Source organism: Chromobacterium sp. Panama, from assembly GCF_003052555.1.
Lineage (GTDB): Bacteria > Pseudomonadota > Gammaproteobacteria > Burkholderiales > Chromobacteriaceae > Chromobacterium.
Map to the genome: position 1 here is coordinate 3,573,700 of NZ_QARX01000001.1, position 22,025 is coordinate 3,595,724.

General features: G+C 62.7%; 19 protein-coding genes, 2 tRNA genes and 1 riboswitch. Of the genes, 4 read left to right on the forward strand and 17 right to left on the reverse strand.

Features of this window, described 5'->3' with window-relative positions:
* Nucleotides 1–131: 131 nt before the first annotated feature.
* The 10 genes from DB032_RS16175 to hppD form a co-directional block, all read right to left on the reverse strand.
* Nucleotides 132–401, reverse strand: coding sequence for a cyclic nucleotide-binding protein (locus tag DB032_RS16175; protein WP_107800380.1), 270 nt, complete (start codon nt 399–401; stop codon nt 132–134).
* Nucleotides 402–428: 27 nt separating this feature from the next.
* On the reverse strand, nt 429–2,441 hold the full coding sequence (locus DB032_RS16180; protein ID WP_107800381.1) for a CocE/NonD family hydrolase: 2,013 nt from the start codon (nt 2,439–2,441) through the stop codon (nt 429–431).
* Nucleotides 2,438–4,003, reverse strand: coding sequence for a BCCT family transporter (locus tag DB032_RS16185; RefSeq protein ID WP_107800382.1), 1,566 nt, complete (start codon nt 4,001–4,003; stop codon nt 2,438–2,440). Before DB032_RS16185 ends, DB032_RS16180 begins: the two co-directional genes overlap by 4 nt.
* Before the next feature lie 222 nt (nt 4,004–4,225).
* Nucleotides 4,226–5,119 carry a LysR substrate-binding domain-containing protein gene (locus DB032_RS16190; RefSeq protein ID WP_107800383.1) on the reverse strand — a complete coding sequence of 298 codons (894 nt, stop codon included), beginning with the start codon at nt 5,117–5,119 and terminating at the stop codon, nt 4,226–4,228.
* A 99-nt stretch (nt 5,120–5,218) separates the two neighbouring features.
* A tRNA-Phe gene (locus DB032_RS16195) sits at nt 5,219–5,294 on the reverse strand.
* 26 nt (nt 5,295–5,320) lie between these two features.
* Nucleotides 5,321–5,396, reverse strand: a tRNA-Phe gene (locus DB032_RS16200).
* A 152-nt stretch (nt 5,397–5,548) separates the two neighbouring features.
* Nucleotides 5,549–6,193, reverse strand: coding sequence for a maleylacetoacetate isomerase (gene maiA, locus DB032_RS16205; RefSeq protein WP_107800384.1), 645 nt, complete (start codon nt 6,191–6,193; stop codon nt 5,549–5,551).
* Complete coding sequence (locus DB032_RS16210) at nt 6,186–7,169, reverse strand: fumarylacetoacetate hydrolase family protein (protein ID WP_107800385.1); 984 nt, start codon at nt 7,167–7,169, stop codon at nt 6,186–6,188. The genes maiA and DB032_RS16210 overlap by 8 nt, the downstream gene beginning before the upstream one ends.
* A gap of 185 nt (nt 7,170–7,354) precedes the next feature.
* Nucleotides 7,355–8,485: a homogentisate 1,2-dioxygenase gene (locus tag DB032_RS16215; protein ID WP_107800386.1), complete on the reverse strand. Its 1,131-nt coding sequence runs from the start codon at nt 8,483–8,485 to the stop codon at nt 7,355–7,357.
* Nucleotides 8,486–8,543: 58 nt separating this feature from the next.
* Nucleotides 8,544–9,617, reverse strand: a complete 1,074-nt coding sequence (hppD, locus tag DB032_RS16220; RefSeq protein ID WP_107800387.1) for a 4-hydroxyphenylpyruvate dioxygenase — start codon at nt 9,615–9,617, stop codon at nt 8,544–8,546.
* 483 nt (nt 9,618–10,100) lie between these two features.
* Between hppD and DB032_RS16225 the strand changes: the two genes are divergently transcribed.
* Nucleotides 10,101–10,586 (forward strand): Lrp/AsnC family transcriptional regulator, encoded by a 486-nt coding sequence (locus DB032_RS16225; RefSeq protein WP_107800388.1) that lies wholly within the window; start codon nt 10,101–10,103, stop codon nt 10,584–10,586.
* Between the two features lie 84 nt (nt 10,587–10,670).
* Here the strand turns inward: DB032_RS16225 and metF are convergent, their stop codons facing one another.
* Together metF and ahcY are read right to left on the reverse strand one after the other, a co-directional pair.
* Nucleotides 10,671–11,507 (reverse strand): methylenetetrahydrofolate reductase [NAD(P)H], encoded by an 837-nt coding sequence (gene metF, locus DB032_RS16230; RefSeq protein ID WP_107800389.1) that lies wholly within the window; start codon nt 11,505–11,507, stop codon nt 10,671–10,673.
* 129 nt (nt 11,508–11,636) lie between these two features.
* Nucleotides 11,637–13,046 carry an adenosylhomocysteinase gene (gene ahcY, locus DB032_RS16235; protein ID WP_199225919.1) on the reverse strand — a complete coding sequence of 470 codons (1,410 nt, stop codon included), beginning with the start codon at nt 13,044–13,046 and terminating at the stop codon, nt 11,637–11,639.
* Between the two features lie 62 nt (nt 13,047–13,108).
* Nucleotides 13,109–13,182, reverse strand: a riboswitch (S-adenosyl-L-homocysteine riboswitch).
* Nucleotides 13,183–13,261: 79 nt separating this feature from the next.
* Between ahcY and DB032_RS16240 the strand changes: the two genes are divergently transcribed.
* Nucleotides 13,262–14,899, forward strand: a complete 1,638-nt coding sequence (locus tag DB032_RS16240; protein WP_107800391.1) for a histidine kinase N-terminal 7TM domain-containing protein — start codon at nt 13,262–13,264, stop codon at nt 14,897–14,899.
* Between the two features lie 61 nt (nt 14,900–14,960).
* Here the strand turns inward: DB032_RS16240 and metK are convergent, their stop codons facing one another.
* The gene (gene metK, locus DB032_RS16245) at nt 14,961–16,130 is read right to left on the reverse strand and encodes a methionine adenosyltransferase (protein WP_107800392.1); all 1,170 of its coding nucleotides are present in this window, start codon (nt 16,128–16,130) and stop codon (nt 14,961–14,963) included.
* Nucleotides 16,131–16,206: 76 nt separating this feature from the next.
* On the opposite strand from metK, the gene DB032_RS16250 reads away from it, so the two are divergent.
* Together DB032_RS16250 and DB032_RS16255 are read left to right on the forward strand one after the other, a co-directional pair.
* Nucleotides 16,207–17,088, forward strand: a complete 882-nt coding sequence (locus DB032_RS16250; RefSeq protein ID WP_107800393.1) for a lysophospholipid acyltransferase family protein — start codon at nt 16,207–16,209, stop codon at nt 17,086–17,088.
* 170 nt (nt 17,089–17,258) lie between these two features.
* Nucleotides 17,259–18,125: a lipid A biosynthesis lauroyl acyltransferase gene (locus tag DB032_RS16255; RefSeq protein WP_107800394.1), complete on the forward strand. Its 867-nt coding sequence runs from the start codon at nt 17,259–17,261 to the stop codon at nt 18,123–18,125.
* A 180-nt stretch (nt 18,126–18,305) separates the two neighbouring features.
* Here the strand turns inward: DB032_RS16255 and DB032_RS16260 are convergent, their stop codons facing one another.
* From DB032_RS16260 to DB032_RS16275, 4 genes are all read right to left on the reverse strand, one after another.
* Nucleotides 18,306–18,605 (reverse strand): putative quinol monooxygenase, encoded by a 300-nt coding sequence (locus DB032_RS16260; RefSeq protein WP_107800395.1) that lies wholly within the window; start codon nt 18,603–18,605, stop codon nt 18,306–18,308.
* 119 nt (nt 18,606–18,724) lie between these two features.
* Complete coding sequence (locus tag DB032_RS16265) at nt 18,725–19,018, reverse strand: DUF2818 family protein (RefSeq protein WP_107800396.1); 294 nt, start codon at nt 19,016–19,018, stop codon at nt 18,725–18,727.
* A gap of 12 nt (nt 19,019–19,030) precedes the next feature.
* On the reverse strand, nt 19,031–20,485 hold the full coding sequence (gene nuoN / locus DB032_RS16270) for an NADH-quinone oxidoreductase subunit NuoN (RefSeq protein WP_048413409.1): 1,455 nt from the start codon (nt 20,483–20,485) through the stop codon (nt 19,031–19,033).
* Nucleotides 20,486–20,505: 20 nt separating this feature from the next.
* Nucleotides 20,506–22,002 (reverse strand): NADH-quinone oxidoreductase subunit M, encoded by a 1,497-nt coding sequence (locus DB032_RS16275; protein WP_107800397.1) that lies wholly within the window; start codon nt 22,000–22,002, stop codon nt 20,506–20,508.
* Nucleotides 22,003–22,025 lie beyond the last annotated feature (23 nt).

Genomic DNA, 22,025 nt, shown 5'->3' on the forward strand with positions numbered 1-22,025 from the left:
ATTTAATCATATATTGAAAGATGAAAGCAAGCCGCAATGCAAAAAGCCGAACTCATCGAGTTCGGCTTTTCAGGTAGCTGGTGGCCAGTCGCCATGGACAGCATGTAAAACGCCTCCGCCGCCCACTCGGCCTAAATCCCCTCCCTGCCCGACAAGGCCAGCAAGCGCTCCTTGCGGGTTTTGCGCATGCCCACCAAGCTGATGACGATCCACAATACCTGCGCCAGCAATGAAGCCAAGTTGAAGGCATAACACAGCGAGATCAACAGCAGCATCGCGCCAATCAGATTGAAGCCGCTATAGCTGTAGTCGCTCAAGTCCACCAGCCTCCATTGCAGCAGGCTGTAGGCCAGGAGATAGAAAAACACCCCGATCAGCCCTATCCAGTCATACCACATCATCGCTCACCATCCTTGCGGTGTTCCGCCTTATTGGACCTGACGAGGCACCCATTCGTCCCATTCCCGCCGTTGCAGCAATTGCTCCCCCTCCCAAGCGCTTTGCTCCGCCTGAATGCGAAAATGATGGGCATCCGCCGTCAGCCTCAACTCGCTCTCCACCCTGACCCGCCAATCACCGCGGCCGGCGCTATAGCTCCACTTCACCACGCCGCTGGCCGATAAAGGCTGATCGGGCCGGATACGGTAAATTTCCTCGCAGCTTTGCGCCACTTCCAAACCATGGTCGTCAAAGCGATAGTGGCCGAAGTCGTCGCGAATCTCGGTGCGCACCTCGCCGCTCATCGCGTCCTCGATGATTTCGCGGCTGCTGGCGGGAGAGCGCAAATAACTCAGCGCCAGCGGCGGCGCGCCTTCCGGCTCGGCAAAGGGCTGCGCCACCACGGTGCTCAGATCATGCACCGGCAGGCTGAGCGTGGCGCCGGCCAGGTCCAATGTCAGCCGGGCATGATCCGCCGCCGGCCAGATCAGCGGGAAGTAAGCGCTGGAAACGCTCAAGCGCAGCCGATGGCCCGCCGGAAGACGGTAGCCGCAATCGTCCAGTTGCAGCCGGATATCCATCCACTCGTCCGGCCTGACCGCCCGCCGCTGTTGATAACCGTCGCGCAGCGCCAGGTTCAGCACCCCGTAACTGATGCGGGTAACCGCGCCATCCGGCGCCACATCGTTGAGCCGCACCGCCAGTTGACCGCTGGGGCTGTCGCACTTCAGCCGCAGCCGCAGCGTCGGCGCGCCCAACAGCGGCAGCTCCCGCTCCAACGCAGGGCTGTCGAACACCAGCGAGCCGGCGTCGTCGCGACGCTGATCCAGCGGGAACTCCGGCCCCAGCCAGATCACGCAGTATTCGCCGCAGGCGGCGCCGGTGGTCAGCGGCGAACGAATCGCGGCCTCCCCCTCGCCGGCCATGTCCGGCCGCAGCTCGCCCGCGGCGTTCAGCCCCCACTCCCTTCGCTGAACAAGCGGGCTGGGCCAGGCCGGGTCGCGCAGCCAGACGCCCGGACGTGTGGCATAACTGGCCCGCGGCGGCGCCGCGTCTTGCAGATACAGGGTGACCGGGTCTTCCGCCATGACGCCGGTGTCGATATCCTTCAGCCAGTAGTCCCACCAGCGCAGCGCTTCCTGCAAAAAACCGATAGCCGGATCCGGTACCGCGAAGTGCGGATACTTATGGGCCCACGGACCGATCAGCGCTTTTTTCGGGCAGCTCAGATGCCGCATCATCCGGCCGACGGCGTTGTGATAGGCGTCGCCCCAACCGCCCACCGCGTAAACGGCGGCCTTGATGCTGCTGTAATCGGCGCAGATGGAACCATGCCGCCAATAGTCGTCATCGGTCTGATGGCTCAGCCAGGTTTTGAGCAGCAGGGGCATCCGCTCCAAGCGTTGCAGCCAACGCTCCCGCCAGGCCTCGCCCACCAACAGCGGATCGGGCGCGGCGGCGCAATAGCTGAACATGGTGCCGGCCCAGCCCAGGTTTTCCAGCAATAGCGCACCACCCTTATAGTGGATGTCGTCGGCGTAGCGATGGTCGGTGGAGCATAGCGTGATGATGGCCTTCAAGGCCTCCGGTTGGCGGGCCGCCACTTGCAGGCTATTGAAGCCGCCCCAGGAGATGCCCATCATGCCGACCTTGCCGCTGCACCATGCTTGCGCGGCGATCCAGGCAATCACCTCCAGCGCATCGTCCTGTTCCTGTTGCAGGTATTCATCGACGAAGTCGCCATCGGACTCGCCGCAGCCCCTCATGTCCACCCGAAGGCATGCATAACCGTGGCCGGCGAAGTACGGGTGAGTCAGTTGGTCGCGCACGGCCGTGCCGTCGCGCTTGCGGTAAGGCAGGTATTCCAGAATCGCCGGCACCGGGCTGGCTTCGGCGTCCATCGGCAGCCACATCCGCGCGGCCAATTGGCAGCCGTCAGCCAGCGTGATGGTGAAGTGCTCCACTTCGCGAATGGCCCGCGGCAGCTGAGTGACGGTTTTCATGATCGCGTCTCCTTGACGACTACGGGCGCGTCGGAAGGCGGACATGTCAGCTTGCCGGAACGCACCAAGGCGATAAGCGACAGCATGCAGCCCATGATGATGAGCAAGGCCGGCAAACCACCGAGATTGGACATCATTTTGACGCCATCGACGCCGCCGGCGTAACTGGTCATCACCCAAGACACCACGCCGATCACCCCGCCCCACACCACTTTCATGCCCATGCCCGCTTTTTCGGCGCTGTCTGAGGAAAAACCGGCGGTGCACAGATTGCTGATAGCGTCGGTATTGCTGTCCGCCGCAGTGACATAGTTGAGGAAGGCGATGAACACCACCATGGCCACCATCAGTTCGCTCAAGGGCATCTGGCGGATGATGGTGTACAGCACATTCTCCACTCCTTGGCTCTCCAGCACGCCTTTGAGCAGGCCGGCCTGGCCCAAATCAATGGAGAGGGCCGTGCCGCTGAAAATCATGATCCACAAGGCGGTGAAGCCGGCCGGCAGCAGCAAATTCATCACGATCACCTCCCGCACGGTGTAACCGCGGGAGATCTTGCCCAGAAACATGGCGCTGATCGGCGCCCAGGCAAACCATACCGCCCAATAGAAAATGGTCCAGGAGCCCGCCCAACCATCCTGGCTGGCCGCGCCGGTGGACAGGCTTAACCGAAAGAACTGGTTCAAATAGTTGCCAAACGACTCCAGGCCAAACGCCAGGATGAAAGTAGTCGGCCCAAAAATCAGCAAAAACCCGGCCAGCCCCAGCAAAACCCAGGTATTGACGCTGGACAACCAGCTCAGCCCGCGTTGCAAGCCGCTAAGCGCCGAGCAGACAAAGGTCACGACAATGCAGGCAATCACCAGGCCGATGCTGAACGGGCTGGCAGGCAGGGGCAGATACTGGTTGATGCCGCCCACCAGCGCCAGCGCGCCGGTGCCCAGGCTGGACGCCATGCCGGCCACCAGAGAGTACAAAGCCAGGGCGTCGATCAATTGCCCGCTGCGGCCGCCCACCCAGCGTCCCAGCAAGGGCCGCAACATGCTGCCTACCGAGAACGGCAGCTTGAGGTTGTAAAACACCAAGCCGAACAGCAGGGCCGGCACGGTGTAAATGGCGTAAGGGGTGAATGTCCAGTGCAGAAACATGGCCGACATGGCAAAACTGGCGGCCTCGGCGCTACCGGCGCGCAGGCCATACGCCGCCGGCGGGTAGTACAGGTGGTAGATCGGCTCGGCCGAGGTCCAGAACAGTACCCCAACCGCCATCGTGGTCATCAAGGTGACGGCGAACCAGCGCTTGCGGCCCAATAAGGGCAAGGCGTCCGCACCGCCGATGCGCAGCTTGCCTATCGGCGAGCAATAGACCCAGACACAGGTCAACAACAGGCTGAAACTGGCTAGGCTGAATAGCCAGGAAAAATGGCCCAGTATCCATTTATTGGCTGCGCCGGCCAGACGGAGAAAGACCGACAGGTCAAGATAGCTGAGCAGCAAGGCCGCCAACAGCAGCAAAAAGGTGGGCCAGAACACCAGGGGCCGGATGCGATGATGGCTACGCATGGTTTGTCTCCTTGATGGAGCCTGCCGCCGCTGTCGCCCCCGGGGCGGCGGTTCTGATGCCGGCGCGGCTTGCAGGCAAGCCTGAGCTATTACCCAGGCCAAACCAGTGTCGGCGATAAACCCAAGCCGGGACAAACGATAGTTTTAGATAGATTTATGTTTTCAGCTCATCAATCAAGCCGTGTGATCGCCATCTTGCAGGCGTGAGGCCACCATCCGATGTCACCGCCGCATCACCGCCAGCGAGGCCAGCCAATCCGCGAACAATCTGGTGGCCGGCTTGGGCCGCCTCCGTTCCGGCAGCAACAAGTAAAAAGCGCCGCTCATCGTCACCTTGGCGTCCGACGCCATCACCAGCGCTCCGCTGGCCAGATAGCTGTCGATCAGATGCCCCCAGGCCAGCGCCACCCCCTGCCCGGCCAGCGCCGCCTGCACTGCCAAATGGTGGTTGGTCACGCTCAATTGTCTGGCGGCCGGCCTCCAGGCGATGTTTTGGGCGGCAAACCACTGCGGCCAGTTGAACCAGTCGCGCTGACCGCCATCCATGGTGATCAGCGTCTCGTCCAACAAAGCCGCTGGCTGGGCCGGACCGGCCGGCAAATAGCCCGGGCTGCAAACCGCGTACATGTGCTCATCGAACAAGGCCACCGCATCGGCGTCCTTGGGAGGCTGACGGAAATAGTAAACGCCGAGGTCGAATTCGAATGCCTGCAACTCTTGAATATTATCGTTGGCCAGAATGCGGATTGAGAGGTCGGGCTGAGCTTGGCGGAAGGCGGAGAGATTGGGCATGAGCCACAAGGAGGCGAGCGCGGTGGAACAGGCCACCGTCACCTGCTTGTCTTGCTGCCAATGCATCAGACTGGCGGTGGCGCCGGCCAATTGCTCCAGGGCGGAGCGGACTTCGCTCAGATATTGTTCGCCGGCCGGAGTCAATTCCACCTTGCGGGTGCCCCGCTGCAGCAACTTGCACCCCAGATAGTCCTCCAGTAACTGCAGCTGACGGCTGACCGCGCCTTGCGACAGATTCAGTTCACCGGCGGCCTGGGTAAAACTGGAGAGCCGGGCCACAGCTTCAAAAGCGATCAGGGTATAAAGAGGCGGCAGCGGTTTCATGGCCTCATTATGGCACGCCCCCCAAAACCGGCGACAGGACAGGCGTCCGGCGCCGCAATGCAAAAAGCCGAACTCATCGAGTTCGGCTTTTCAGGTATCTGGTGGCCAGTCGCGGAATCGAACCACGGACACGCGGATTTTCAATCCGCTGCTCTACCAACTGAGCTAACTGGCCGACGGGTGCTGAAGCTAAGGCGGTGATGGTGGCCAGTCGCGGAATCGAACCACGGACACGCGGATTTTCAATCCGCTGCTCTACCAACTGAGCTAACTGGCCATCACTGCTGCGCTGTCGCGCCGTCAGAGCCACGCATTTAATCAGAGGACGAATTCAGAGTCAAGGAATAATTGCAAAAAAACGAACCGCGGCGGCGCGGGAAAAGCAGGCGGGCGGGCCGTCTGAAACGACCGGCCCGCCGGATCAAAGACTTAGATCGCGTCCGGCTGACGGGATGGATGCGCGTCGGCGAAAGCCGGCAGTTGCTCCAGCGCGTCCGCAACGCGGACGATGTGCGGATACGCGCTCAGGTCCAGGCCGAAACGCCGGGCGCTGAACACCTGCGGCAGCAGGCAGACATCGGCCAGCGTCGGCTGCTCGCCCGCCGCGTAACGGCTGGGCGATTCCGCCAGCGCTTGCTCCAGCGCGTCGAAGCCGGTGCGAATCCAGTGCCGTATCCACGCCGCCTTGCCCTCTTCGTCCTTGCCGTACTCGGTCTGCAGATACTTGCCGACTCGAGTGTTCTGCAAGGGATGGATGTCGGCGGCGATGGCCAGGGCCAGCGCGCGGACCTGCGCCCGCGCCGCCGGAGCGGACGGCAACAGCCGCGGCGTATCCGGATAGGCCTCGTCCAGGTATTCGCAAATGGCCAGGGACTGCGCGACCTTGACCCCGCCGTCGTCCAGCAGCGGCACCAAGCCCTGCGGGTTGATAGCCAGATACTCGGGGCTGCGCTGCTCGCCCTTGAGCAGATTGACCGCTTGATAGCGGTAATCCAGCCCCTTGAGATTCAGCGCGATGCGCACCCGGTAAGCGGCGCTGGAACGGAAATAACCGTAGAGCACGCGCTCAACCATGTTTCACCACCGTCTGCTCGATGGCGCCGAAGACGCTGGCGCCGGCGGCGTCCTTCATCTCGATGCGCACGCGGTCGCCCACTTTCATGAACGGAGTCGTCGGCGCGCCGTTCTCGATGGTTTCTATCATCCGCTGTTCCGCCAGGCAGCAGGAGCCGACGCTGCGGTCGTGATTGGACACGGTGCCGGAGCCGATGATGGAGCCGGCGGCCAGCTCGCGGGTCTTGGCCACGTGCGCCACCAGTTGCGGGAAGCTGAACTGCATTTCCACGCCGGCGTTGGGACGGCCGTAAGGCGCGCCGTTGTATTCCACCAGCAGCGGCAGGTGCGCCTTGCCGTCGCGCCAGGCGGCGCCCAGTTCGTCCGGGCTCACCGCCACCGGCGAGAAAGCCGTGGCCGGCTTGCTCTGGAAGAAGCCGAAGCCCTTGGCCAGCTCGTTGGGGATCAGATTGCGCAGGCTGACGTCGTTGACCAGCATCAGCAGGCGGATCTGGCCCGCGCAGGCGTCGGCGTCCGCGCCCAGCGGCACGTCGCCGGTGATCACCGCCACCTCGCCCTCGAAGTCCAGGCCCCAGGCCTCGTCGCGCAGCGGGATGGGCGCCAGCGGCGGCAGGAAGGCGTCGGAGCCGCCCTGGTACATCAGCGGGTCATGGTAAAAGCTGGCCGGCACCTCGGCGCCGCGCGCCTTGCGCACCAGCTCGACATGGTTCAGATAGGCGCTGCCGTCCGCCCATTGATAGGCGCGCGGCAGCGGACTGTGGCAGCGCTGCGGCTCGAACGGGAAAGCGCCCGGCACCTCGCCCGCGTTCAGCGCGGCGTAGACTTCCTGCAGCCGCGGCGCCAGCGCGTCCCAGCCGTCCAGCGCCTGTTGCAGACTGGCGGCGATCTGCGGCACCGCCACCGCGCGGGACAGGTCGCGGCTGACGACCAACAACTGGCCGTCGCGGGTTTGATTCTGATATGTGGCGAGTTTCATCTTCTATTCTTTCTGCAGCTGGGCAGCTGAAATTCCAGTGATACTGGTATGACATGAAAGCTTCGTTTGAGGAGCATTTCGTCGCGAGCGGGCTGAGGTCGAAACGAGAAGCGCAGCGCTACAAATGGTACCGCGAGCATCACAGTTTCGAGATCAGCCTGCGCAGTAGAAATGCACCCAAACAATCAGGGCTTGGGTTTCCAGCTGTCCACATACTGTGTCCACTCCACCGCCGGCATCTGCGGCCCCTGCTCCAAGGCGTCCCGCGTGTCTATCATCACCGCCACTTCGTCGGTGAAGGTCTTGGGCTCCGTCATGGCCTTGGCGAAGGCCTTGGGATGCGGCCCGTGAGTGAAGCCCGCCGGGTGGAAGGTCAGCATGCCGGGCTTGATGTTGTCGCGGCTGAAGAAGTCGCCGGCGTGATAGAAGATCACTTCGTCGTAATCGTCGTTGTTGTGATAGAACGGGACCTTCAAAGCGCCGGGATCGGATTCGATCGGCCGCGGCACGAAGGTGCAGATCACAAAGCCGTCGGCGACGAAGGTGGTGTGCGCCGATGGCGGCAGATGGTAGCGATGGCTCATCAGCGGCCGGATGTCGCGCCAGTTGATGCGGGCGACGGAGTGGTTGCCGTGCCAGCCTATCGCGTCCAGCGGATTGAACGGGTAAGTCACGGTGGACAGCGCGCCGCGGCGTTTGATCACTACTTGCCACTCGTCCTCGGTCTGCTGCGCGCGGAAGGCGTCGTCGATGGACGGCACGTCCAGCATCGCCTCGTCGAAGATGGCGTGCGGTCCCACCAGGCCCTTGTCCGGCAACTGGTAGGCGCCGTTGCTGGCTTCGATCAACAGCATGGTGGTGGGCGCGGCCGGTTCGATGCGCCAGCTGGTGGAGCGCGGCATCAGGATGTAGTCGCCGTCGCGGTAGCTCAGGTGGCCGTAATCGCAGAACAGCTCGCCGCTGCCGGCGTGGATGAACAGCATGTCGTCGCCGTCGCCGTTGCGGAACAGCTGGGTCATCGCCTGCTCCACGCTCCAGATGCGCAGCTTGCATTGCGCGTTGTGCAGCACCAGCGGCGCGGCCCAGGGCGCGGCGACGCTCTTGGGCAGTTCGTTCAGATCAAAGGCGCGCGGGCGCAACGGGCCTTCCCAGGCGCTCCAGCCGGTGGGCGGATGCTTGTGGTGCAAATGAGTGGCGGGACCGAAAAAACCGCTGCGGCCCACTTCGCGCTCATAGATGGCCGTGTCCGGGAAATCGGCGTGGGCCTGGCGCGAGACGGTGCCTTCGCGGTGGGGGTACTGAATCCATTTACGCATGGTGTGTCCTTCAATCCCGCCGCCTGGGCGGCGGGATGGCATCGATGAACTGCGGGCTTTAGATGACGCCGCGGCGGATCTGATCCTCTTCGATCGACTCGAACAGGGCGCGGAAGTTGCCCTCGCCAAAGCCCTCGTTGCCCTTGCGCTGGATGATCTCGAAGAAGATCGGCCCGATCACGGTCTCGGTGAAGATCTGCAGCAGGATGCCGGCGCCGTCCACCGGCGCGCCGTCCACCAGGATGTGGTTTTTGTGCAGGCGCGCCAGGTCTTCGCCGTGGCCCGGCACCCGCTCGTCCACTTTTTCATAATAGGTGTCCGGGGTGTCGAGGAAGCGGGTGCCGGCGGCTTTCAGCGTTTCCACGGTGCGGTAGATGTCGCGGGTGGTCAGCGCGATGTGCTGAATGCCCTCGCCATGGTATTCGCGCAGGAATTCCTCGATCTGGCTCTTGTCGTCGGAGGATTCGTTGATCGGGATGCGGATTTTGCCGCAGGGGCTGGTCATCGCCTGGGACACCAGGCCGGTGAGCTTGCCCTCGATGTCGAAGTAACGGATTTCGCGGAAGTTGGCGATATCGGTGTAGAAACCCGCCCACTTGGCCATATTGCCGCGGAACACATTGTGGGTCAGGTGATCGATCTCATACAGGCCCACGCCTTGCGGATGCTGGTCTACGCCGTCCAGCGGCTGGAAGTCCACGTCGTAGATGCTGTGTTCCGGACCGTAGCGATCGACGAAATACAGTGCCGAGCCGCCAATCCCCTCCACCGCAGGAATATTCAGCTCCATGAAGCCGATCGGGCGCTCGTACTTCTTGGCGCCGTGGGCCAGCGCGTATTCATAGGCCTTGGCCGCGTCCTTGACGCGCCACGCCATCGCACAAGCCGACGGGCCGTGCTCGTGGCCGAAATCATTGGCCGGCTGCGACGACTCGCCGTTCAAGATGAAATTGATGTCGCCCTGGCGGAACAGGCTGACGTTCTTGCTGCGGTGGCGCGCCACTTCGCTGAAACCCAGCGACAGAAACAAGGCCTTCAGTTTGGCCAGGCCTTCGGCGCTGGGCGCGGTGTATTCGACAAATTCAAAGCCGTCGGTGGCCAGGGGGTTTTGCAGTATGGTTTCCATTTTCATCTGTTTCTCCTGTTGTAGATGAGTGTGCGGCCGCTGGGCGGCGAGCGGAGCGTGGCGCCGCTCTGAACCGGCGACTTGATCTGGTATTCCGCGCAACAAGCTTGTTTATAAACAAGTAACAGTAGCTTTTGATGACATGTCTTGTGATAGTCTTGTCATGACATGTTGTAAAAAGCCCTGTGCAACGCATTTGGCTTCGCGTGGAAAAGTCGGAAGGGAAAAGACTGAATGAGGAGAAAGGCGCTTGCCGCGCGCTGGTTTGACTTGCCGCGACGAACGACAAGCTTCTCCTCAGAATGTGAATCTTATCTCCGCCGTCTTATTCACTCGACAAACCCCGGTGCTTTTTTAGCGCCGTGTGTAGAATGCGTTTTTAGGCTTTTTATTCTATGGAAACTACGGGGCAATTTTCTTGCTAAATACCAAGAAACCAGTAATAACTAAGTATAAAACACTAATATTTTGCCTCTTTTAGGAGAAAACATGCCAAGTCTTACATTAGATAAGACAGACTTGCGTATTCTGGCCGAACTGCAACACGACGGCCGCTTAACCAATGTGGAATTAGCAGAACGGGTGGCCCTGTCTCCATCCCCTTGCCTGCGTCGCCTAAAGCAGCTGGAGGAATCCGGCGTGATCCGCCAATACGTGGCGCTGCTGGACCCGGCCCGCATCGGCCTGGGCCTGCAAGCCTGGGTCAGGGTCACACTGGAGAAACGCGGCAACGCGCATCTGCAAAGCTTCATCGAATCGGTGCAAAGCTGGCAGGAGGTCATCAATTGCTTTGCGATGACCGGCGAGATGGACTATCTGCTGCAGGTGTACTTCGAGGACATGGAGCACTTTTCGCGCTTCGTGATGGACGAGCTATTGCAACACCCCGGTGTCGCGGATGTGAAGTCCAGCTTCGTGCTCAAGGAGATCAAGCGGACCACCTCGCTGCCGCTCGGCCAGCTGCGTGGTCTTTAAGGCGGCGCGGCCCCGAGCCGCATACGGATTTGAAAAAGAACGGCCCGGAATACCGGGCCGTTTTGCATGGGAACACGTCCTGATTTACAAACCTAGCCGCTGCCAAATGGTGGACACCAAGCCGGCCTGATTCAGCGTGTAGAAGTGCAGACCCGGCGCGCCGTGCTGCAATAAGCGATCGCACAACTCGGTCACCACGTCCAGGCCCAGCGCGCGGATGGACGCGCTGTCGTCGTAATAGGCCTGCATGCGCTGGCGCAGCCAACGCGGCACTTCCGCGCCGCACATGTCGGAAAAACGACACAGTTGCCCGAAATTGGAGATCGGCATGATGCCCGGCACGATGGGAATATTCACTCCCCGGCCCTGTACCTCGTCGACGAAGCGGAAATAGGCGTCGGCGTTGAAAAAGTACTGGGTCATCGCCGAATTGGCTCCGGCGTGGACCTTGCGCACGAAGTTGCCGATGTCGTCCTCGGCCGAGCGCGCCTGCGGATGGAACTCCGGATAGGCGGCCACCTCGATGTGGAAATGGTCGCCGTGCTCGGCGCGAATGAATTCGACCAACTCGTTGGCGTAGCGGAATTCGCCGGCCGCCACCATGCCGGACGGGATGTCGCCGCGCAGCGCGACGATGTGGCGGATGCCGTTGTTGCGGTATTCCTTGAGGATGGCGCCGATATTCTCGCGGGTGGAGCCGATGCAGGACAGGTGCGGCGCGGCGGCGTGGCCTTCGCTGCGGATTTCCAGCACCGTCGCCAGCGTGCCGTCGCGGGTGGTGCCGCCGGCGCCGAAGGTGACGGAAAAGAACTGCGGCTTGAACTGGGCCAGCTGCTGGCGCGTGGTGCGCAGCTTGGCGATGCCTTCCGGCGTTTTGGGCGGAAAGAATTCGAAACTGAAGGTTCGGCTCTGTGCTGTCATGATCTCTCTGCATCTCCCTGCGGGAGACTCCTTTGTTTTTATAGGTTGGCCGCGATCCGCAGCAGCGGACAAGAAAAAACGGACAGCACCATTCTAATAGCCCTGTCCGTTTTTCTATCGTTATAAAAATCAATAACGATAGTGATCCGGCTTATATGGACCTTGCTTGGGCACGCTGATGTAGGCGGCCTGTTCGTCGGACAGCTCGGTCAGCCTGGCGCCGATGCGGCCCAGGTGCAGGCGCGCCACCTTCTCGTCCAGATGCTTGGGCAAGACATACACCTGTTTGCCGTATTGCAGGCCGTTGGCGAAGATTTCCACCTGAGCCAGCACCTGGTTGGTGAAGGAGTTGGACATCACGAAGCTGGGGTGGCCTGTGGCGCAACCCAGGTTGACCAGCCGGCCCTCGGCCAACAGGATCACTCGCTTGCCGTCAGGGAAAATGATGTGGTCCACCTGCGGCTTGATATTGTCCCACTGGTACTGGCGCAGGCTGGCGACTTCGATCTCGCTGTCGAAATGGCCGATATTGCAGACGATGGCGTTGTTGCGCATCTTCTTCATATGTTCGTGGGTGATCACGCCGACATTGCCGGTGGCGGTGACGAAGATGTCGGCCTGGTCGGCCACTTCGTCCATGCGCACCACGCGATAGCCTTCCATCGCCGCCTGCAACGCGCAGATCGGGTCCACCTCGGTCACCCACACCGTGGCGCCCAGGCCGCGCAAGCTCTGCGCGCAGCCCTTGCCCACGTCGCCGTAGCCCAGCACCACCGCCACCTTGCCGGCCACCATCACGTCGGTGGCGCGCTTGATGCCGTCCACCAGCGATTCGCGGCAGCCGTAGAGGTTGTCGAACTTGGACTTGGTCACCGAGTCGTTGACGTTGAAGGCCGGGAACGGCAAACGCCCCTCCTTCTCCAGCTGATAGAGCCGGTGCACGCCGGTGGTGGTTTCCTCGGTCACGCCCTTGATGTGCTTGAGCCGCTTGGAATACCACTGCGGGTCTTTTTCCAGATAACGGGCGATGGCGGCGAACAGCGCGGTCTCTTCCTCGTTGGACGGGTGGCTGATCGCGCCGCGATCGCTTTCCGCCTTGCTGCCCAGCATCAGCAGCAAGGTGGCGTCGCCGCCGTCGTCCAGAATCATATTGGCGGGCTCCTGCTCCGGCCATTCGAAGATTTTGTGACTGAACTCCCAGTATTCGTCCAGGCTCTCGCCCTTGAAGGCGAATACCGGAATGCCGGCCGCGGCGATGGCGGCGGCGGCGTGGTCCTGGGTGGAGAAGATATTGCAAGAGGCCCAGCGCACTTCCGCGCCCAGCGCCACCAGGGTCTCGATCAAGACCCCGGTCTGGATCGTCATGTGCAGACTGCCGGCGATGCGCGCGCCGCGCAGCGGCTGGCTGTGCCGGTGCTCGTCGCGCAAGGCCATCAGGCCCGGCATTTCTGTTTCGGCAATCGCCAGTTCCTTGCGGCCCCAGGCGGACAGATTGATATCGGCAACATGAAAATCGGTGAAATCAGCCATCGCGAGCATTCCTTAGTTCACGCAGCCGGCCAGGATGCGGCTCACCCGCTCCCGTGCCCGGCACGGTTTTGATCAGGTGAGCGCCGTTGAAACGGGAGCGGCCCGAGCCTGGGGATGGATCATCCTCGCAGCGCCCCTCGGGCCGACCGGCCGCCGGCGGCGTGGACACGCGGACGGCGACGTTTCGATTATACCTATGCCGCTCGGAAAAGGTAGGAGTCTGCATGCCAAGAAGATACACTAGCCGCTTGCCGATTCATCCTCGCCCCATGACTTTCGACTTCACCCCGCTGGCCGCCCTGTCCGGGATCGCCGCGCTGATTTCCACCGCCATCGCCGCCATCGCCTGGTATCGCCGCCAGTTTCCCGGGGTGCGCTGGCTGGCGCTGCTGATGAGTTCGGTGGCGTTCTGGGCCGCCGGCGCGATGTGCGAGCTGTCCGCCGCCAGCCTGTCCGCCAAGATCGCCTGGTCCAAGCTGGAATACCTGGGCACGCTGAGCACCCCGGTGCTCTTCCTGCTGCTGGCGCTGGACTATAACCGCATCCAGCTGAGCCGGCGCTGGCTGGCGGCGCTGTTCGCCCTGCCCTTGCTCTGCCTGCTGCTGGCGCTCAGCAACGAAAGCCACCAATTGGTGTGGACCGGCTACCGGCCCAGCCCCTCCGGCTACAATCTGCTGATCTACGGGCACGGCCCGGCGTTCTGGATCGGCGTCGCCGGCTATTCCTACCTGATGATGCTGATCGGCTCGCTGATGCTGATCCGCGCGCTGCATTACTACCCGGCCCACTTCCGCGGACAATCCATCGTGCTGATGGCCAGCGCCTGCGCGCCCTGGCTGGGCAACATCCTCTACCTGAGCGGCGCCATGCCCTTGCAGGGCCTGGATCCGACGCCGCTCGCCTTCACCGTCACCGGCCTGGTGTTCGCGCTGGACCTGCTCTACCTGCGCCTGCTCTACCTGGTCCCGGTGGCGCGCGCGCGCTCCTTCGAAGCCATGGGCGACGGGGTGCTGGTGGTGGACGACGAGCTGCGCATCCTGGACCTCAATCCGGCCGCCGCGCGGCTGCTGGGCCGGCCCGGCCGTCAATTGCTGGGCCAGCCCTTGCCGGCGGACTGGCCGCGAGAGCAGATCCTGCGCGGCCGGGAGCAATCTCTGGAGCTGTCCTTGCAAGACGGCGCGCGCATCCTGGACCTGCGCGTGTATCCGATCGCCCAGCAGCCTCAGCCTCACTCCAGCCGCATGCTGGTGGCCCGCGACATCACCGAGCGGCGCCGGGCCGAGGAGGCGCTGCGCGGCGCCAATCAGACTTTGGCCCTGCGCATCGCCGAAATCGAAGCGCTGCAGGCGGCGCTGCGCGAGCAGGCCTTGCGCGATCCGCTGACCGGTTTGTACAACCGCCGCTATCTGGACGACACCTTCGCCCGCGAACTGAGCCGCGCGCGCAGCGAGGGCGCGCCGCTCAGCATCGCGCTGATCGATCTGGACGATTTCAAGCGCATCAACGACAGCTTCGGTCATTACTTCGGCGACGAGGTCTTGCGCCGCCTGTCCGCGCTGCTGGCCGAAGACGGCCGCGGCGGCGACATCCTCTGCCGCCTGGGCGGGGAGGAGTTTCTGGTGCTGATGCCCGGCTGCTCGCCGTCCCAGGCCTGGGAACGCGCCGAGCGCTGGCGGCAAGCCTTCGCCCGTCAGCCCCACGGCGCCGGCGACGACAGTTTCTGCGCCACCTTCTCCTGCGGTCTGGCCGCCTTCCCCGTGCACGCGGACAGCCCGGCCGCCCTGTACCAGGCCGCGGACCGGGCTTTGTACGCGGTCAAGGCCGGCGGCAAGAACGCCTGCCGCCTGAGCGCGGCCCTCTAGCAAGACACAAAAAAATGCCTGTCCGTGGACAGGCGTTTCTTGGCGCGAAGCCGAGCGCGGTTTACAGACCGGCGTCGGCGCGCAGCGCTTCCACCTTGTCGGTGCGCTCCCAGCTGAATTCCGGCTCTTCGCGGCCGAAGTGGCCGTAAGCGGCGGTCTTGCTGTAGATCGGGCGCAACAGGTCCAGCATCTGAATGATGCCTTTCGGGCGCAGATCGAAATGCTTTTTCACCAGCTCGACGATCTTCTCGTTCGGAATCGAGTTGGTGCCGAAGGTGTCCACCGCGATCGAGGTCGGCTCGGCCACGCCGATGGCGTAGGAAACCTGGATCTGGCACTGGCGCGCCAGGCCGGCGGCGACGATGTTCTTCGCCACGTAGCGGCCTGCGTAGGCGGCGGAACGGTCCACTTTGGACGGGTCCTTGCCGGAGAAAGCGCCGCCACCATGCGGCGCCGCGCCGCCGTAGGTGTCGACGATGATCTTGCGGCCGGTCAGACCGCAATCGCCCATCGGGCCGCCAATCACGAAGCGGCCGGTCGGGTTGATCAGGAATTTGGTTTCCGGCGTGATCATATCCGGCGGCAGCACCGGCTTGATGATGTCCTCGATCACCGCCTCGGTCAGCGTCTTGTGATCGATCTCCGGGGTATGCTGGGTGGACAGCACCACGGTGTCGATGCGCTTGGGCAGGCCGGTGGCGCCGTCGTAGACGCAAGTGATCTGGCTCTTGGCGTCCGGGCGCAGCCACGGCAGGCGGCCGTCCTTGCGCAACTCGGCCTGACGCTGCACCAGACGGTGCGCGTAGTAGATCGGGAACGGCATCAGCGTCGGGGTTTCGTCGCAGGCGTAGCCGAACATCAGGCCCTGGTCGCCGGCGCCCTGGTTCAGATCCAGGCCTTCGCCTTCGTTGACGCCCTGGGCGATGTCCTGCGACTGCTTGTCGTAGCAAGCCATCACCGCGCAACCGCGGAAATCGAAGCCCAGCGCGGAATCGTCGTAACCGATGCGCTTGATGGTTTCGCGGGCGATCTTGATGTAATCGATATTGGCGCTGGTGGTGATTTCGCCGGCCAACACCACCAGGCCGGTGTTCACCAGGGTCTCGGCGGCGACGCGCGCGTGCTTGTCCTCGCGCAAGATGGCGTCGAGGATGGCGTCGGAGATCTGATCGGCGACTTTGTCCGGGTGTCCTTCCGACACCGACTCAGATGTAAACAGATATTCGCTCATTTATTATTCGTTCCCGAAAAATGCAAAACCTTGTGATGATAAAATAGGTCGCTTTAAGACCAAGACTGAGCTTCATATGTCTAAGCTAGTCCATTTATTGCTGTCTTTCCTGGCGCACCTGCCTTTATCCTGGCTACAAGGCCTAGGTGCCGTTCTTGGACGACTGACTTATCATGCGTCCCCCCGCTACAGAGCACGGCTCCGGGAGAACCTAAGTTCTAGTAAAATCTGTGGAAATTATCAGCTTTTACCGCGTTTAGTCAAACAAAGCGCCGCGGAAACCGGCAAGGGCGCGCTGGAACTGGCCATCGCCTGGTGCCGCGAGCCGGACGACATCGCCGCCATGGTCCAATCCTGCTCCGGCTGGGAGCACGTCGAGGCGGCGCTGGCCAAGGGCCACGGCATCGTCTTCGTCACCCCGCATCTGGGCAGCTACGACATCGCCGGCCGCTACATCAGCTCGCGGCTGCCGTTTCCGCTGACCGCGATGTACCGCCCTCCCAAGATGGCTTGGTTGGAACCGGTGATGCAGGCCGGCCGCGCTCGCGGCAAGGGCAAGACCGCGCCGGCCACCGGCGCCGGCGTGCGCGTGCTGATGAAGGCGCTGAAATCCGGCGAAGCCACCATCATCCTGCCGGATCAGGTGCCCGGCAACGGCGAGGGCGTGTGGGCGCCGTTCTTCGAGCGCCCGGCCTACACCATGACCCTGGTGCCGCGTCTGGCGCAGATCAGCGGCGTGGAGACCTTGTTCTTCGTCGGCGAGCGTCTGCCGGGCGGCCAGGGCTTCCGCGTCCACATCGAACCGCCGGCGCAAGCCTTCAGCGGCGACAAGGAACAGGACGCCGCCCAGCTCAACGCCCAGGTGGAAGCGCTGATCCGCCGCTTCCCCAGCCAATACCTGTGGAGCTATAACCGCTATAAATGTCCGCCCGGCGTCAGCCGGCCGGACGCGCAATAACAGGGATCCAAGACAAACCGTCACGAGCGGCTTGAGAGCAAGGCGCCCCCGTTGGACATTGGCGCACAGCGACCGAGATAGTACAAACAGTACAGCGAGGGAGCGCGCACGGAGCAACGCAGCTATCGAGCCGCGCAGTCGGTTTGTCGAGCATCCCAACAAGGAAATCTATGAAATTCGCTTTTGCCCTGCTTTGGTTGATTCGCCTGCTGCCGATGTGGGCGATCGGCCTGCTGGCCCGCGGCCTGGGCAATGTCGCCTACTGTCTGGCGCGCGACCGCCGCCGCGTCGGCATGATCAATCTGCGCCTGTGCTTTCCCGAGATGCCGGTGGCGGAACGCCGCCGGCTGATCCGCCGCAATTTCCAGCACATGATACGCATGGTGCTGGAGTACGGCGTGGTCTGGTGGAGTTCGGCCGCGCGCATCGACAAGCTGGTCGAGATCAAGAATCTGCACTACGTCACCGAACTGCGCGAACGCGGCGAAGACGTGATTCTGTTCTACCCTCACTTCATCGGCTTTGAAATGTGCGTGTATTCGCTGAACCAGCACATCCCGCTGGTCAGCGTCTACTCCCACCAGAAGAACGAAGCGCTGGACCGCCAGATCTATCAGGGCCGCCAGCGTTACGACAACGCCTACATCGTGTCCCGCCAGGAGGGCCTGCGCCCCATCATCAAGGCGATGCGCAAGGACCACGCGCCCTTCCTCTATCTGCCGGACCAGGACTTCGGCGTGCGCGACTCAGTCTTCGTCGACTTCTTCGGCGTCAAGGCCGCCACCATCACCGGCCTGTCCCGCATCAGCAAGCTGGCGCGCGCCAAGGTGGTGCCGGCCATCGCCCGCCGCGTCGGCGACCGCTTCGAGCTGGAGTTCTACCCGCCGTGGGACGACTACCCCAGCGAGGACGTCGAGGCCGACACCCGCCGCATGAACGCCTTCCTGGAGCAGCGCGTCCGCGAAATCCCGGACCAGTACTTCTGGCTGCACAAGCGCTTCAAGAGCCGGCCGCAGGGCGAGGCCCGCTTTTACTAAGAACCTGTTCACGATCTGCTACGCGTCGGTAGAGACATTGTACGATGAGTGCCCGCTTCGAAATGCTCATGTACCGCTTGACCATTCCGCTTTCTCAACGATTTTCGCCTTGTCTCGCTCTTGCTCGCAAGATCGTAAACACGTTCTAAGCAAGGCGCCGCAACGCGGCGCCTTTTTCAATCAGCTGCCGGCCTCGGCGAAGGCGTCCATCAGCAAAAAGGTGCCCGCCTGTCGCTGCCGGCTGTCGATCTGCGGCACCAGCCGCCGAAAATGTTCGGTTTGGCAATGCCGATCCAGCGCCTCCCTGTCCGGCCAGGTCTCGATGAAGACGAAATGGCCGGGGTCTTTCTGATCGATGAACAGCTCATAGCCTATGCAATCCGGCTCTTGCCGCGTCTTCTCCACCAGTTCGCGATACAGCGGCATCACCTCGACCACGCGGTCCGGCTGAATGAAGTCCTGAGCAATCACTTTCAACATCCCGTCCTCTCCCTTCGTCTCATCGCGCGGGCCTCGCTACGCCGCCGCGCCCTTCCCCAAAAAAAACAGCGCGGACGGGAGATCCCGTCCGCGCCGCGTATTGCGTCCGCCCAGCCCGGCTAGGCCCGTCGCCGCCAGAAGTAGCGATAGACGTAGCCCGGAAACGCGAACACCAGGAATAAGGACAAGGTGGTCACGTAGAACTGCCAGTTCTGCGACTGCACCGGCATCAGCCGGCTTTCCAGCAGGTAGGCGAAACCGCCCACCAGCAGATACAGCGCCGTCAATTCCAGAAAGCGCCAGCCAAAATGCTTGTTGGCCACTTTCCACACTCCGCCCACTTTCTGGGTCAGGAACGGCAGGTTCGCCGCCGCCAGGGCGACGATCAGCAAAACGATGACGCTGGATTGCATGGTGGACAGGCCTTAAATCACGGTGAGCGATTGACGCACGACTTGCAGGCACAGCTCCATCGCGCGCTCCGGCAGCAGGCCGATGAAGAGCAAGGCCAGCGCGTTCAGCGACAGCACCAGTTTCATGTCGCCGCGCACCACGATGTCGCTGCGGTCTTCGGCGTCGTCGAAGTACATCGCCTTCACCACGCGCAGGTAGTAGAACGCGCCGATCACCGACATCAGCACCGCGAAGATGGCCAGCTTGATCATGCCGATGTCGACGATGGCCTTGATCACCGCGAACTTGGCGTAGAAGCCCACCAGCGGCGGGATGCCCGCCATGGAGAACATGGTCAGCAGCATCAGCAGCGCATACCAGCTGTTGCGGCTGTTCAGGCCCTTCAGATCGTCGACCTTCTCGCATTCGAAACCGGCGCGGGACAGCGCCAGCAGCATGCCGAAGCTGACCAGCGACATCAGCACATAGCTCAGCGCGTAGAACAGCGCCGCCGAGTAGCCGACCTTGGTGCCGGCCAGCACGCCCAGGAGCAGGAAGCCCATGTGCGAGATCGTCGAATAGGCCAGCATCCGTTTGATGTTGGTCTGTACGATGGCGGTGATGTTGCCGATGGCCATGGACAGCGCGGCCACGATCACCAGCATCTGCTGCCAGTCCGCCACCAGCGCGTCCAGGCCCTGGGCCAGGATGCGCAGCGTGAACACAAAGGCCGCCAGCTTGGGCGCCGCGCCCACCATCAGCGTCACCGAAGTCGGCGCGCCGTGGTAAACGTCCGGCACCCACATATGGAACGGCACCGCGCCCAGCTTGAAGGACAGGCCGGCCACGATGAAGACCAGGCCGAAGACCAGCAACACGTCGTTGGCCTTATGCGCGGCGATGGACTTGGCGACCGTCGCCAGTTCCAGCGAGCCGGTGGCGCCGTAAACCATGGAGATGCCGTAGAGCAGCAGGCCGGAGGCCAGCGCGCCCAGCACGAAGTACTTCATCGCCGCCTCGGTGGCCTGCACGGAATCGCGCTGCAGCGCGATCAGCGAGTACAAGGCCAGCGACAGCAGTTCCAGGCCCATGTACAGGGTCAGGAAGTGCGAGGCCGACACCATCAGGTTCATGCCCAAGAGCGCGAACAGGGCCAGCGAGAAGTACTCGCCCTTGAACAGCTGACGGTCGGCGGTGTACTGCCGGCTGTAGATCAGCACGATGGCGGTGACCGCGTACATGGCCAGCTTGACCACGCCGCCCATCGGATCGGCGACGAACATGCCGGAGAAAGTGACCACCGGCTGCGCGGTGAAAGTCATCACCTGCGCCACCGCCGCGCCCAACAGGCTCAGCAGGGTCAGGCCCAGGGTGATGCCGCGCTTTTCGTCCGAAACGAACAGGTCCGCCATCAGCACGAACAGAATCGCGCCGGCGAGGAACATCTCGGGAATTGCCGGTATCAGGTTGAGATCAGCCCAATTCATTGTTTCCATTCCTTCCGCGCTTACAGCTTGCTCTGCGAGACATGCAGGATCAGGTCATTGACCGACAGGTGCATTTTCTCGACGAAGGCTTGCGGATACAGGCCCATGCCCAGCACCGCGATGGCCAGGATGGCCAGCACCAGGAACTCGCGCTTGTTGACGTCGGACAGCTCGGCCACATGGCTGTTGCCCACCTCGCCGAAGATCACGCGCTTGTACATCCACAAGGTGTAGGCGGCGCCGAAGATCAGCGTGGTGGCGGCCAATACCGCGTACCAGAAGTTCACTTGCACCGCGCCCATGATCACCATGAACTCGCCGACGAAGCCGGAGGTGGCCGGCAGGCCGGAGTTGGCCATCGCGAACAGCATCATGAAGGCGGCGAAGATGGGCATCTTGTTGGCCACGCCGCCGTAGTCGGCGATGTTGCGGCTGTGCACGCGGTCGTACATCACGCCGATGCAGAAGAACATCGCGGCGGAGACGAAGCCGTGGGACACCATCTGCACCAGCGCGCCTTCAACCGCCCACTGGTTCAATTCGGAACCGGTGAACAGGAACAGGCCCAGGGTGACGAAGCCCATGTGCGAGATGGAGGAATAAGCCACCAGCTTTTTCATGTCGGACTGCACCAGCGCCACCAGGCCGATGTAGACCACCGCCACCAGCGACAGCGCCACCATCACGCCGGACAGCTCGCGCGCGGCGTCAGGCAGGATGGGCAGCACGAACCGCAGGAAGCCGTAAGCGCCGATCTTCAGCGTGATCGCGGCCAGCACCATGGAGCCGCCGGTCGGCGCTTCCACGTGGGCGTCCGGCAGCCAGGTGTGCACCGGCCACATCGGCACCTTCACCGCAAAGGACAGGAAGAAGGCGACGAACAGCAGAATCTGCACCGTCAGCGGGATCTTGGCGATGTCGTGGAAAGCCTGAATGTCGAAGGACTTGCCGGCCTGGAAGTACAGGTAGATCAAGGCCACCAGCATCAGCAGCGAGCCGAGCAAGGTGTAGAGGAAGAACTTGATCGACGCGTACACGCGACGCGGGCCGCCCCAGACGCCGATGATCAGATACATCGGAATCAGCATGCCTTCGAAGAAGACATAGAACAGGATGGCGTCCAGCGCGGCGAAGGCGCCGTTGATCAGGCCGGACATGATCAGGAAGGCGGCCATGTACTGCGACACGCGCTTCTGGATCACCTGCCAGCCGGCCACCACCACCAGCAAGGTGGTGAAGCTGTTGAGCACCACGAACAGCATCGAGATGCCGTCCACGCCCAGGTGATAGTTGATGCCGAGGGATTCGATCCACGGCTTCATCTCGACGAACTGCATGCCGCCGCTGAGGTTGTTGAACTCGGTGAACAGCGGCAGCGACAGCAGGAAGCCCGCCAGGGCTCCCGCCGCGGCCAGCCAGCGCGCCAGCGACGCGCGCTGATCGCCCCCCGTAGCCAGCACCAGCAACCCGGCCGCGATAGGGGTCCAGATCACCAGAGACAATAGATTTGTGAACATAGTCAAACCCAAGTTGTTATTCC

Excerpts from the sequence above, each read along its gene's own strand:
- DB032_RS16175 (WP_107800380.1), bottom strand. The coding sequence starts at position 401 with ATGATGTGGTATGACTGGATAGGGCTGATCGGGGTGTTTTTCTATCTC.
- DB032_RS16180 (WP_107800381.1), bottom strand. The coding sequence starts at position 2,441 with ATGAAAACCGTCACTCAGCTGCCGCGGGCCATTCGCGAAGTGGAGCAC.
- DB032_RS16185 (WP_107800382.1), bottom strand. The coding sequence starts at position 4,003 with ATGCGTAGCCATCATCGCATCCGGCCCCTGGTGTTCTGGCCCACCTTT.
- DB032_RS16190 (WP_107800383.1), bottom strand. The coding sequence starts at position 5,119 with ATGAAACCGCTGCCGCCTCTTTATACCCTGATCGCTTTTGAAGCTGTG.
- maiA (WP_107800384.1), bottom strand. The coding sequence starts at position 6,193 with ATGGTTGAGCGCGTGCTCTACGGTTATTTCCGTTCCAGCGCCGCTTAC.
- DB032_RS16210 (WP_107800385.1), bottom strand. The coding sequence starts at position 7,169 with ATGAAACTCGCCACATATCAGAATCAAACCCGCGACGGCCAGTTGTTG.
- DB032_RS16215 (WP_107800386.1), bottom strand. The coding sequence starts at position 8,485 with ATGCGTAAATGGATTCAGTACCCCCACCGCGAAGGCACCGTCTCGCGC.
- hppD (WP_107800387.1), bottom strand. The coding sequence starts at position 9,617 with ATGAAAATGGAAACCATACTGCAAAACCCCCTGGCCACCGACGGCTTT.
- DB032_RS16225 (WP_107800388.1), top strand. The coding sequence starts at position 10,101 with ATGCCAAGTCTTACATTAGATAAGACAGACTTGCGTATTCTGGCCGAA.
- metF (WP_107800389.1), bottom strand. The coding sequence starts at position 11,507 with ATGACAGCACAGAGCCGAACCTTCAGTTTCGAATTCTTTCCGCCCAAA.
- ahcY (WP_199225919.1), bottom strand. The coding sequence starts at position 13,046 with ATGCTCGCGATGGCTGATTTCACCGATTTTCATGTTGCCGATATCAAT.
- DB032_RS16240 (WP_107800391.1), top strand. The coding sequence starts at position 13,262 with ATGCCAAGAAGATACACTAGCCGCTTGCCGATTCATCCTCGCCCCATG.
- metK (WP_107800392.1), bottom strand. The coding sequence starts at position 16,130 with ATGAGCGAATATCTGTTTACATCTGAGTCGGTGTCGGAAGGACACCCG.
- DB032_RS16250 (WP_107800393.1), top strand. The coding sequence starts at position 16,207 with ATGTCTAAGCTAGTCCATTTATTGCTGTCTTTCCTGGCGCACCTGCCT.
- DB032_RS16255 (WP_107800394.1), top strand. The coding sequence starts at position 17,259 with ATGAAATTCGCTTTTGCCCTGCTTTGGTTGATTCGCCTGCTGCCGATG.
- DB032_RS16260 (WP_107800395.1), bottom strand. The coding sequence starts at position 18,605 with ATGTTGAAAGTGATTGCTCAGGACTTCATTCAGCCGGACCGCGTGGTC.
- DB032_RS16265 (WP_107800396.1), bottom strand. The coding sequence starts at position 19,018 with ATGCAATCCAGCGTCATCGTTTTGCTGATCGTCGCCCTGGCGGCGGCG.
- nuoN (WP_048413409.1), bottom strand. The coding sequence starts at position 20,485 with ATGAATTGGGCTGATCTCAACCTGATACCGGCAATTCCCGAGATGTTC.
- DB032_RS16275 (WP_107800397.1), bottom strand. The coding sequence starts at position 22,002 with ATGTTCACAAATCTATTGTCTCTGGTGATCTGGACCCCTATCGCGGCC.